Genomic DNA, 12,396 nt, shown 5'->3' on the forward strand with positions numbered 1-12,396 from the left:
CCTCTCAAAAAAGTTAAGTTATGCAATTAAAGTGTTCAGCACACCAATTGATGTACTATTTTTTCCATCGCAGCAGAGCGCGAACCTTTTACTAGAACCGTAGTGTACTTATTTAGTTCGGGGAGCAAATCTCGCGCCAACTCTTCTTGATTTTTATAATGTTTTGCTGCAGAACCAAATGTTTGAGCACTATATTCACTGTGCGTACCGCAAGTCATTAATCGATCAATACCGCGCTGCTGAGCGACACGCCCGATCTCTTCATGATGCTCTCTTGTCCAGGCGCCAAGCTCTCCTAAATTTCCCAAGACGAGAATTCGCTGCCCTTGTCGTTTTGCAAGCACGTCAATCGCGGTAAGCACGGAACGCAGATTAGCGTTATAAGTATCATCAATAATAAGAGAATTATTTTTGCCAGCAAGAAACGTCATTCGTCCCGCTACACCACGAAATTGGTTTAACCCTTGAACAATATCAGTCAAGGAAATACCTACCGCATGACAACAGCTGGCAGCCGCCAAGGCATTACGCACGGAGTGTTCCCCCGGAACTTGTAAACTGACTTGTGCGTGCCCGGTGGGTAATACAAGATCAAAGGAGGCATAACCTGCTTCATTAAACGAGAGCTCTTGTGCATAAACATCAACTGGTTTTGTTAAAGAAAATCGTAATACCTTTTTATCCCCTAGCGACTCATCCCAGAAATGAGCATAGTTATCATCATCATTAACGACTGCGGTACCATCAGCGCTGAGACCTTGATAAATCTCACCTTTAGCGCGCGCGACACCCTCAATGGAGCCAAAGCCTTCTATGTGGGCTGGCGCAATATTATTAATCAGCGCCACTTGAGGTTTAACCACCGCAACAGTATGAGCAATCTCTCCGATATGATTAGCGCCTAATTCAAAAACTGCATAACGGTGTTCGGGTAATAATTGCAGCACGCTTAAAGGAGCTCCGATATGATTATTTAAGTTTCCAGGGGTTGCGTGAGCAGGTTTAGGCAAAATAGAAGAAATCATTTCTTTCACAGTGGTTTTACCATTACTTCCTGTCAGTGCAATGACAGGACAGTGGAGAGTTAAACGATAATGAGTGGCCAATTTTGCTAATGCTTGTAGCGTATCTGTTACTTGGATTTGGGGAACATTTAGTTCAGCATTCGCTCGACTACAGATCACCGCGACAGCACCTTTTGCAACTGCATCTTTAATAAAATCGTGACCATCAAAATTTTCCCCTTGCAAGGCAACGAATAAATCGCCTGATTTTACCTTACGGCTATCAATGCAAACCCCATTAATTAATGGATCACTTGAAAAGGAACTATTAAATAGTTCAGCAATATTATTTAAGTTTAGGTTCATGATGTTTTTAATGGTTAAAAGAATAGTTTACTGATTATTCGCAAAACTCACCAGCGTAGAATTAAAATGAGTTATTGGCTCGCTCTAGTCCTTCGCCCGCGTGCGAAATTTAGGTAATTGATGATGTCTTTCGAGGGCACTGTCATGGGTTAAGCTCTTCGTTCGTTATCCTTCAGCTTGGCTGGAGCTATCTAGGTGCTGCCCTCTGCCGGTCAAGCCGGAATTAGTCGTTTCTCGTAACATTTTTACTCCCTCTCCCTTCAAGGAAGAGGGTTATGGAGAGGATTTTTAACTACCTGCCAACAACTAAGCAGGTTCATGCTCACGAATATTTAGCAAATCCCTATATCGGTCTAAACTTGCTTCCACTAAAGGTTTTTTTTGCTCATCGAGTAAATAAGTATCTAAGCCGTCTCGGAGTTGTTTTGCAGTTTCGTACATGATTGTTAACCGCTCAGCATCGATAGAGGGATTACCCGAAGACTGCATAAATAAGCAAAGTCCGCGGACACTAAAAGCACCGATATTCTGTAAATCGAAAACTCCGCTGGCTGTCGCTGCGGCTAAACTACAGAGGATAGGTCCCTGACCGTTAGCATATTGATGTCGGTGAAATAAATTTCCTTCTCCAAAACGCAAACCCGCCGCAAGAACGGTTTGCAGCAATTCATAACCTGCTAATTGGCGATTTTCTTTCGCTAGTAAAAACATCATTACGGATTTGCCTTTTTCAGCATGAAGAATCGGATCATTGTTTTCTTCAACCAGCCTATTTGGAATAGGATTTGCTTTGGTATTTGCCATAAGTGCATCGAGATGGTTATCTTCTGGCTCGGCTTCTGAATTGACTTTTCGAACAGCAATAATGTCATCAAAATGCTTGTTTTCAGTTTGCCCTAAAGAAGGTTGATAGCCTGCAGGAGTTAAACTGCGGCGTCTTGCTTTCATCAAGCGACCGATAGTAATCACAACCCCAATGAGTAAAAGAACATTAAGGATAAGACTCCAGTTTGCCTGCATGTTTACTCCTATATAGTTTGTCTGCCAGATTGGGAGAACTTAGACCCTGTTCCCAATTTATTTTAAGTCTCGGTCATTGCCAAGGCTTGCTCTACATCTACAGCAACAATACGTGAAACACCCGGCTCCCGCATTGTCACTCCAATGAGATGTTCTGCTAACTCCATTGTCACCTTATTGTGAGTGATAAACAGAAATTGCACGAATTGTGACATTTCTTTTACCAAATCACAAAAACGCCGGACATTAGCATCATCCAAAGGAGCATCCACTTCATCCAACATACAAAATGGCGAAGGATTCAATTGGAAAATCGCAAAAACCAAAGCCACAGCGGTCATTGCTTTTTCCCCGCCCGACAATAAGTGAATGGTACTGTTTCGCTTACCCGGGGGCTGTGCCATTACCACTACACCAGCTTCCAACAGATTATCACAAGTTAGCTCTAACAAGGCACGTCCTCCTCCAAAAAGACGTGGAAAAAGCGCCTGAAAAGCAATATTCACCTCATCAAACGTCGTTCTTAATCGTTGATGAGTTTCTTTATCCATTTTTTCAATGGCCGCATCTAATGTTGCTAACGCTTCGGTCAAATCGTTGTATTGCTCATCTAAATGCTGCCTTCGCTGAAATTCACTGTCATATTCTTCTATAGCAGCTAAATTGATAGCACCTAAGCGTTTGATTTTATCAACAATATCTTGTAATTGTTGTTCACGCAAATTTTGATTAACATCGGCAGGAATTGCGGCAAGCACTTGGTCAACTTGTTCATCTAATTCCGCTAAGGATTCGAGGATTCCACCGGCTCGAACAGCTAAAGCCTGCTCTTGCATTTGCTCTTGCTGAATTTTTTCTTGGACCATTTTGGCTTGTTTTTCTTCTGCTCGCATCCTTGACTCTAAAACTTCCAACTCGTTGGTCAATTTTCCTAGGTCATCACGTCTCAAACTTAATTCAGCTTCTAATTGCCCATGCTGGTTAATTTTCTCGCTTAAGGATTCATTCAAGGAGGCATCGGGCTTATCGAGTTCAACTAAGCGGTTTGCTAACCCCTCCATGCGCTCATTTAACGTTACCAACCGTGCTTGCTCACGTCTCAGATTATCAGTTAATTGTTGAATTTTGAGTTTTTCGCGATCCGCTTGTAATTGGCTTTGATGGAGAGCGTCTCTAATGTCTTCAAGGGCTAATTGGCAACTTTGCAGTGCGGTTTCTAGCGCTGTTTTCTCTTCCCTTAGATGTTGCTGTTCCTGTTCATATTGTTTTGTCTCTTGAGTCGTTCTCTGTAGCAATTGCTCCGTTTTTTCCTGTTGAATAATAAGATCTTCGAGATTGAGGTGAAGTTCTTCGCTTTCGTCTTCTAAGGCATTTTTCCGCAGTTGCAGTTGCTGTAGACTGCGTTCTTTATGACTGATCTCAGCTTGACAAGCGCGTAAATTGTCCCTCGTTGTTGCTAGTCTTTGCTTTATCGTTTCAAGCTGCTTTTCGTTTTCTTTGACCTGATTATGTAATAGATCACGTAAATCTTTTAAAGCACCTAATTCATCTTGAGCAACAGTGAGCGCCTCTTTGAGCTGAGTTAATTGTTCCTGACGCAGCAATAAACTGGGTTCATCTTGGGTTTGTTTGCCTGGAAATTTAATCCATCCATGGCCTAACCAATGTCCTTCAGGAGTGATTACCGACTCATCTGCATTGAGATGACTTAGACAGTCGCGCGCCTCTTCCAAGGAGGAAGCAGTATAAATCTTATCCAGATTGTGAATCCAATTTGGCTTGTATCCAATGATTTTCCCCGATAAGCGAGGATAGCTCATTTTGTTTTCAGTCGCTCGACTCGGCGTTAGAAAAAGAGCCGCCCTGTCTTGTAATTGCTTGATTTCAGGCCATAAGTCGTTAAACGAATCAAGGAGAATGGCCTGTAATCCTTCGCCTAAGATCAGCTCGCAAGCAAAGAGCCAATCTTTTTCGACTTGAATGGTTTCGACTAAACGCGGCTTTTCATCCCATTGGGCTAGTTGAGTCGGGGCGTTTGTATGTCGGCCTAAAGCGGTTTGTTGTGCGGCAAGCAAACTGGCCTGTTGGGTATTGAGGCGATGTACTTTATCTTGGGCTTGATGCAGCAGTTTTTCAGTTTCGGTCAATTTGTCGCGCAAGGTTAAACCCGTTTCTTGGAATTGCTGATGCTTTTCTTCTTCAGCGCGCAGGGTGGTTTGCAAATCCAATGAAGACCTTTGCTGTATTTTCAATGCCTCGCTGTCATTATCTTGTTCGAGTAATTTTAATGCATCAGCAATTTTTTCTAAGCGCGATAAAATCTGCTGCCGACGCTCGTTGAGATGTTGCAACCGCACTTGTTCCACTTGCATTTCACCCAAGCTTTTAGTCAAAACGGCTTGGATCTGCTGAGTTTTGCTATTCCAACTACTCTGCTCGGCTTGCTTTTCCTGCAATGCTTGCTGTTTGAGTTTGAATTCTTCTTGCTGGATGTGGAGCTCGCTTTGCAACTTAGCCAGCAAGCCCTCACTGATTGTTAAGGCTTTCTGATCCTGCTGCAGCTGATGGTCTGCTTGTTGCCAATCCACCTGCATTTGCTGTTGATCAATTTTTAAACGCTGTTTCTCGCGTTGATTTTGTTGAATGCTTTCTTCCAAACGAGCAATATCGGTCGCCAGTTGATAAAAATGGGCTTGCTGTTGTTGGAAGGCTTCGTTATTTTCATGAAAAGTTTCACGAACGGTCGTGCTTTGACGATAAGCTTCTGTCGCATTTGCCTGATGTTTTTCATATTCAAGCAATAAGGATTTGATGTCGACTTGTTTTTTTTGTTGCTCTTCGGTTAAAGATTGCCATTTCAGAGCTTGAATTTCTGCTTTATATAAACGTTCTTCCGTTTTGAGCTGCTTATAACGTTCAGCGGCTTTTGCTTGGCGCTCCAAGCGTTGTAATTGTTTATCCAATTCATCACGAATATCAGCGACCCGCGCTAAGTTTTCACGTGTATGTTCAATCCGCGATAGGGTCTCACGTCGGCGTTCTTTGTATTTTGAGACGCCGGCTGCTTCTTCAAAATAAGCTCTTAGTTCTTCAGGTCTTGCTTCAATGATGCGGGAAATAGTTCCCTGACCAATGATGGAGTAACCACGGGCACCGGCGCCCGTTCCTAGAAAAATATCCGTGATGTCTCGACGACGGCAGCGACTACCGTTGAGATAATAAGCGGATTCCCCATCGCGGGTCACCAAGCGTTTAACAGCAATTTCTTGATAACTAGCATATTGGCCGGTTAAACGCCCTAAGCTATTATCGAAGACTAATTCAATCGAAGCCTGCCCCACGGCTTTACGTTGGGAAGAGCCATTGAAAATGACATCCGTCATCGATTCGCCGCGCAGATTTTTGGCCGAACTCTCGCCCATCACCCAGCGCACTGCATCAATAATATTCGATTTCCCGCAACCATTAGGACCAACCACTGCCACCAATTGACTTGGGAAGGGGACGACGGTCGGATCGACAAAGGATTTAAAGCCTGCCAGTTTTAACTGTTTTAGATGCATTAGGAGCTAAGACAATAAAAGAGGGAATTATAGCTGAGAAAGCCGGTAAAGGAGAAGTTTTTGCGTCCCTGCAAAAATAAGTGGTCTAATTATGCTGCATGCCTAACTCTTGATTCATTGCTTGAGTTAATTCGGGATCAAATCCGAGTGATATTGCGAAATTATCGATTAAACTTATAGTGGTTGTGCGTACTAACGGAGAAAAAAGTCTCGTAAACCAGCCTTGTCCGGTATTCAAAACCTCATAATCTGATTTAGTCCAAGTTCCCTGATCGTTTTCGATAATTTTATTTTTACCAGCATAAAATTCTTGCAATACTTCTATAAGCTGTTCCTTTGTCTGTTGGCCTTCCAATTTTTTAATTAAATCTTCTAATGGTTTTACCTTATTCACTCTCAAATCAACGCAACAAAGGAAACTGTGATCTCGAGGATCATTCCTCAAATACTCAAGATACTCTTTTAATTTGCCTATCTCAGGGCTATCTAAGAAATCACCAACCACTTCCTCTTGTAAAAATTCATCATCAGAGTCTAAATTCAGGAAACCTCTTATTCCACCCTTTTTAGGAGCTGTTGCCTTAAGTTTTGCGTTGATCATTACCGCTTTTGTTCCATCAGCAAAACCATGCCCAAGTGGAACAGGATTTCCAATTGGGTTGGGAGCATAGAACTTTCCATTAGGATTAAGTTTTTTATAGGTAACTTTAAGTACATCCACATACTGGGTAATAGCGTCGTTCTCAGTTGAACTACATTTTTCGTTCCTGGCGTGAAGAAATGCTGCGAGATGTTCCACCGCCAGTGCATATTTTATTAAATTAGCCTGATTTTCCTGTTTCCTTAAAGCGTCTAGAAACAAATCAACTTGCTCTTTGTGTTGTTTATAAGACCATTTTTCACTCACCTTTACATCAAGGGGTCTCGCTAAACCTACTATATTGCTCGCATATTGGCGCACACTTTTTAATCGATAAGTCATCTTTATTACTCCCGACAGGTAAAAACACGACCATTATACTTTATTAAACTCCTATTTGTTGGGAAATTAAAAACAAAAAATATAGGAAAAGAGTAAAACTTTTTTTCATTTGAGAAATAAGAAGTTGCTTTTAGACTCCACACCCACTATTTATAAGTTATAAGTAGAATTGACGAAAGAGTATAAATCACGTGAAAATAGATCAATTATGCCCTTCAGGAGTTAGGATGACCCAGGATACCGAGCTTAGCGAAATCATGCGCTCAGTTGCTGAAAAAAGCATGCGGATTTTACAAGAAATTAGCCAGCAACCCGCCCAATTATCGAAACTTGTGAAGCAATACATGGACTTAACCAAAGACTTCCAGTTACTGGTTTCGGTTATCTTAAAAAATCCCGAGCAAGTATGGCAAATGCAAATCGCCTATTGGCAAGACGCGTTAAATCTCGCCCAGGAACAATTGAATCATTGGATGGAAGGCAAAGCCATGCCTATTACCGATCGACGTTTTAGTGGTGATGAATGGGTCAATAATCCCTTTTTCAATTTCATGAGTCAGCATTATTTGCTTGCCAGTGAACACATGAATTCTTTGCTAGAGCATATTGAGTACGGTGATAAACAACTGGCCAGAAGAGTTCAATTTTTTACCAAACAGTATTTGGATGCCCTCTCGCCTGCCAACTTCTTGCACACTAATCCCCAATTGATGGCAGAAACTGTCCAAAGTCATGGTAAAAATTTATTACGCGGCTTACAAAATCTCCTCACCGACATGGAAGCAGGATCTTCGCGACTAATCATCAAAATGACCGACACCGACGCCTTCAAAGTCGGAAAAAATCTTGCCACAACACCTGGCAAAGTTGTTTTCCGCAATGAGATGATGGAACTGATTCAATACACGCCTCAAACTGAGAAAGTCAGATCGATTCCCTTATTAATGATTCCACCCTGGATCAATAAGTTCTATATTCTTGATTTGAGCGAAAATAATTCACTAGTTGGTTGGCTGGTTAAGCAAGGAATTACGGTATTCATCATTTCCTGGATTAATCCTGATGCAAGCTATGCCCAAAAAGGATTATTTGATTATTTAAAAGATGGCCCGATGGCAGCAATCAAAGTCATGCAAGAACAACTTAATGTGAAGCAAGTAAATACCCTGGGTTTTTGCATTGGCGGAACACTGCTTGCCTGTATGCTCGCTTATCAAAAAGCTCATCATGAAAAGCCGGTACGTTCTGCAACTTTTCTTGCTTCCATGATTGATTTTAGTGATCCAGGCGATATTTCAGTGTTTATTGATGAACAGCAGATTGTGCGTATTGAAGAAGAAATGCATTCCAAGGGCTTTTTAGATGGCCGCTTCATGGCCAGTACCTTTAATTCTTTACGTGCCAATGATCTAGTCTGGTCATTTTTCATTAAGAACTACCTGCAAGGGCAAAACCCGGTACCTTTTGATATCTTATTTTGGAATGCCGACGTCACCAACATGCCAGCGAAGATGCACTCTCAATATTTACGCTGGATGTATCTTCATAATGATTTGGTTAAACCGGGGAAAATCCGTCTTAATCATGTTCCTCTGGATGTTAGACAAATTGATATCCCTACATTTTTCGTTTCGACTAAAAAAGATCATATCGCGCCCTGGAAAACCACTTATCTTGGTTTCCAGCACATGAGTGGCAAGAAACGCTTTTTGTTGGGCGGCTCGGGGCATATCGCTGGTATTGTTAATCCTCCTAGCAACGATAAATATGGTTACTATCACAATACAAGTGCGACACAAACACCTGACGAATGGCTAGAAAAAGCGAAAGAGCGTCAAGGCTCTTGGTGGCCTGAATGGTTAAAATGGCTGGAAAAAGAATCGGGGAGAATTGTTGATGCCCCTAGTTTTGCTCAATTACCCTATAAAGGGCTTATGAATGCTCCTGGAAAATATGTTCATAAAACTTACAAAAAACCTCCTGAGCCAAGCGAACCGGAGGGCGAAACTGCAGCAGTTGAGAAAGAAATTTCGACGCAGAGCAATAGCTCTGTTAATACGGCGGCTTAGCCTGATAGACTGCAAGCCCGCAATACACAGGCATGGTTATTGTAGGATGGCATTGTTTTAACCTTCAATACAATGATGAAACCTCTAGCAGGTTTACAGTTCTATCAATTAAGAATTAAGAATTAAGAATTAAGAATTAAGAATTAAGAATTAAGAATTAAGAGATAATACACTTACTATCAACCCCTCCGACAAGTCTAATTCCTGCCTTGCTTTGACATACTTATGGGGTAGGACAAGGCGGCCACGATGATACTAATTACATAGCAACGAGATCAAACGGCAAGTCTAAATAATATTAATTTAGTCGTCTTTTATTGGTTATTTAGGAAGGATTGATTAAGTACTAATAAAAAGGCTACTGCGAGGTAGCCTTTTTATGTTGAATCAAACTCAGTTGCCAATCATTTATATCTACTGGCTGCCGTCGGACAGACTGCGGCACGTACGCGGTAGGTGAAATGTCAACAGAACCTAGTGTTCGGCTGGATTTTGCTTTACTTCTTGCACAATAGAATGCATTGCTTTTTCAACGATCTCAAAAGACTTTTGCATATAATCTAAAGCCTTGTGAGCATTTTCAACAGCCAAGTTGATTTGTTTTTCCCATAATTCTTCAGGTTTTTTTAGGCTTGTTAGTTCTTCTGGTTTTAGATAATTAAAACCTTGTAAAGTTCTAACGTTGAGCTCAGCGATCTCTTGAAAAGGGGCTTGGATTTTTTTAGCGACATCGTTCAATTTTTCAAATGGTTGTTTCATGTTAATCTCCTCAAATGTTGCAATGCACAATAATAGATTAGTACTCGTGGGTCGACGTGTCAAGGGAGTTAAGCAAATTTTTTTTGCACTGCAACATGCATGGCTTAGGGAGATGCCTGAATACTGGGAGATAAGTTGGATTAAAGGAGCCAACACCTAAAAAAAAGACTACCTAGGTAGTCTTAGATTGTGGAAGTAAGATTAATGTTTTACTTCGGTATTGTTTTTAACTTCTTGGACGAATGAAAGCACCGCTTTTTCTAAAATGTCGAATGACTTTTGCATATAGTCCAATGCTTTATGGCCATTCTCAACAGCTAAACTTATTTGTTTTTCTAATAATTGTTCTGGTTTTTTTAAATTAGTTAACTCTTCGGGTTTTAAATAATTAAAACCTTGCAAAGTTCTCACGTTTAGCTCGGCGATTTCTTGAAAAGGGGCTTGCAATTTTTTGGCCATCTCACTCCACTTTTCAAAAGACTGGTTCATGTTAATCTCCTCAAATGTTGCAATGCACAATATTAGATTAGTACTAGGATTGTACAACTGTCAAGTGTTTTAAAATATTTTTTTGCGTTGCAGCAAAAATCTTGGTCAGGGTTTAAAAAAACCTTGCCATTGCTTCATCAGTTGTTGCATTTGTTGATTCCAGTCGTCTGCTGCTTTTTGATAATCATTGAGATAAACATTTTTTCCTAAAGATTTTTCCATCCCCGAAAACATTTGTTCCAGCATGCTCTTAAATGACTTGCTCATGGGATGATGCGACAAAATAATTAGCTGACGTAACATTTCATGAGTTAAAAACTGAGTAGGCCCACTTTCCATTTCCACAAAAATTTGTAGAAGCGTAGCAGTCGTTATATCGTTGCCAGTAGTTGAATCCTCTACGCGAAAGGGAAGACCATCAATGACATAAGTTTGCAATTCTTCGACCGTAATGTACTGGCTTTTCTCGGTATCATAAAGCCTGCGATTTTTATATTTCTTAATTAGTCTTGACATTATAGTCTCACACATGGCTCAAGCTGACACGCTTAGGCGAAGTAGCTGAATAATGGCAGCAACCTAATGACCTGTTGCTGCCGTGGATTTCACATTATCCAATTTAATACATATGCAATCCACCATTAACACTTAAATTAGCTCCAGTGATGTAACGACTTTTGTCATTGACCAAAAACTCCACTACCCAGGCAATCTCTTCTGGCTCAGCTAGTCGTTTTGCAGGAATGAGGTCGATGATGGATTGTAAAATATCCGGTCGAATTCCCTGCATCAACCGGGTATTCACATATCCTGGAGAAATACTATTGACAGTAATATTTTTTGCCATCAACTCTTGAGCAAGGCTTTTTGTGAATCCATAAACACCTGATTTGGATGCAGCATAATTCGCTTGCGAGTATTGACCCTTTTGCGCATTAACCGATGAGATATTAATAATGCGACCGCTTTCTTGATTACGCATGTATTCGACCACGTGTCGAGCGACATTGAACATGCCATCGAGATTCACACGCAAAACATCATCCCATTGCTGTTTAGTCATTTTATTAAATACAGCATCCCGCGTGATACCGGCATTGTTAATTAATACATCAACACGACCGAACTCTTGGACAATACTATCGATCACCACTTTGCACTGCTCAAAATCGGTGACATCCATTCGCCGATATAAAGATTGATGATAACCATGCTCGTTGAGTTCAGCCTGCCATAGCGACGCTTTATCACTAGCAATGACATCAAGGGCAATCACTTTGCCGTAAAGCGGATCTAATTGTTTCACAATGGCAGTACCGATATCCCCAGTACCACCAGTAATGAGTGCAACCTTATTTTTTTCCATTATTTACTCTCTTAGGTCACATGTACTGTCCGCCGTTAATGTCTAAATTAGCCCCTGTAATGAAACCAGCTTCACTTGCAGCAAGAAAAGCAACTGCCTCAGCAACTTCCTCAGGTCGCCCTAAACGTCCAACCGGAATATTTGCGATGATGCCTTTGAGTACTTCTTCTTTTACGCCTGCTAACATAGGAGTTTCAATATAGCCGGGAGAAATCGTATTGACCGTAACGCCTTTGCAAGCTACTTCTTGAGCTAGACTTTTAGAGAAACCGTAGAGAGCTGCTTTCGAAGCAGCGTAATTGCATTGTCCAAACTGTCCTTTACGACCGTTAATTGAGGAAATATTGATAATTCGTCCGTATCCTTTCTCTAACATGGAAGGGAGTATGTTGCGTGTCATATTAAATACTGAATTTAAATTAGCATCGATAACTTCTTGCCATTGCAGAGGAGTCATTTTTTTCAAACTCACATCAGCGGTAATTCCAGCATTATTCACTAGGACTGCAACCTGCCCATAACGCTCCATCACTAAGGCAGCCAGCTTTTCACAATCGGCAAATTTTGAAATATCGGCATAAACAATATCAATGTCATATCCTTCTTCTTTTTGCGCTTCTTGCCAACGCTTCGCTTCCTCATGCCTCCCATCCTTAAAATAACAGGCTACTACTCGATACTCCGCCGCAAGACGTTTACAAATAGCAGTACCAATTCCGCCCGTACCTCCAGTAACAACGGCTGTCATTCGCTCCATAAATAACTCTCCTCATAATGT

Annotated in this window: 10 protein-coding genes; 1 reads left to right on the plus strand and 9 read right to left on the minus strand. The window is 41.2% G+C overall.

Annotation, left to right across the window (positions count from 1 at the left end; genetic code table 11):
• Positions 1-35: 35 nt before the first annotated feature.
• The 4 genes from Ldro_RS07620 to Ldro_RS07635 all read right to left on the minus strand — a co-directional run bounded on the left by Ldro_RS07620 (position 36) and on the right by Ldro_RS07635 (position 6,935).
• Positions 36-1,370 carry a UDP-N-acetylmuramoyl-tripeptide--D-alanyl-D-alanine ligase gene (locus tag Ldro_RS07620; protein WP_058495802.1) on the minus strand — a complete coding sequence of 445 codons (1,335 nt, stop codon included), beginning with the start codon at positions 1,368-1,370 and terminating at the stop codon, positions 36-38.
• Between the two features lie 306 nt (positions 1,371-1,676).
• Positions 1,677-2,390, minus strand: coding sequence for a cell division protein ZipA C-terminal FtsZ-binding domain-containing protein (locus tag Ldro_RS07625; protein WP_058495803.1), 714 nt, complete (start codon positions 2,388-2,390; stop codon positions 1,677-1,679).
• A 62-nt stretch (positions 2,391-2,452) separates the two neighbouring features.
• Positions 2,453-5,953 (minus strand): chromosome segregation protein SMC, encoded by a 3,501-nt coding sequence (gene smc / locus Ldro_RS07630; protein WP_058495804.1) that lies wholly within the window; start codon positions 5,951-5,953, stop codon positions 2,453-2,455.
• Positions 5,954-6,038: 85 nt separating this feature from the next.
• The gene (locus Ldro_RS07635) at positions 6,039-6,935 is read right to left on the minus strand and encodes a hypothetical protein (protein WP_058495805.1); all 897 of its coding nucleotides are present in this window, start codon (positions 6,933-6,935) and stop codon (positions 6,039-6,041) included.
• 227 nt (positions 6,936-7,162) lie between these two features.
• Here Ldro_RS07635 and Ldro_RS07640 point away from each other — a divergent pair, with 227 nt between their 5' ends.
• Positions 7,163-9,004, plus strand: coding sequence for a PHA/PHB synthase family protein (locus tag Ldro_RS07640; protein ID WP_083497915.1), 1,842 nt, complete (start codon positions 7,163-7,165; stop codon positions 9,002-9,004).
• 474 nt (positions 9,005-9,478) lie between these two features.
• Here Ldro_RS07640 and Ldro_RS07645 read toward each other — a convergent pair whose 3' ends face one another.
• The 5 genes from Ldro_RS07645 to phbB (Ldro_RS07665) all read right to left on the minus strand — a co-directional run bounded on the left by Ldro_RS07645 (position 9,479) and on the right by phbB (Ldro_RS07665) (position 12,375).
• Positions 9,479-9,763 carry a phasin family protein gene (locus Ldro_RS07645; RefSeq protein WP_058495806.1) on the minus strand — a complete coding sequence of 95 codons (285 nt, stop codon included), beginning with the start codon at positions 9,761-9,763 and terminating at the stop codon, positions 9,479-9,481.
• A gap of 201 nt (positions 9,764-9,964) precedes the next feature.
• The gene (locus tag Ldro_RS07650; RefSeq protein WP_058495807.1) at positions 9,965-10,252 is read right to left on the minus strand and encodes a phasin family protein; all 288 of its coding nucleotides are present in this window, start codon (positions 10,250-10,252) and stop codon (positions 9,965-9,967) included.
• A gap of 105 nt (positions 10,253-10,357) precedes the next feature.
• Positions 10,358-10,768 (minus strand): polyhydroxyalkanoate synthesis regulator DNA-binding domain-containing protein, encoded by a 411-nt coding sequence (locus Ldro_RS07655; RefSeq protein WP_058495808.1) that lies wholly within the window; start codon positions 10,766-10,768, stop codon positions 10,358-10,360.
• A gap of 103 nt (positions 10,769-10,871) precedes the next feature.
• On the minus strand, positions 10,872-11,618 hold the full coding sequence (gene phbB, locus Ldro_RS07660) for an acetoacetyl-CoA reductase (protein WP_058495809.1): 747 nt from the start codon (positions 11,616-11,618) through the stop codon (positions 10,872-10,874).
• 16 nt (positions 11,619-11,634) lie between these two features.
• The gene (phbB, locus tag Ldro_RS07665) at positions 11,635-12,375 is read right to left on the minus strand and encodes an acetoacetyl-CoA reductase (protein WP_058495810.1); all 741 of its coding nucleotides are present in this window, start codon (positions 12,373-12,375) and stop codon (positions 11,635-11,637) included.
• Positions 12,376-12,396 lie beyond the last annotated feature (21 nt).

This window comes from Legionella drozanskii LLAP-1 (assembly GCF_001467585.1).
GTDB classification, from domain to species: domain Bacteria; phylum Pseudomonadota; class Gammaproteobacteria; order Legionellales; family Legionellaceae; genus Tatlockia; species Tatlockia drozanskii.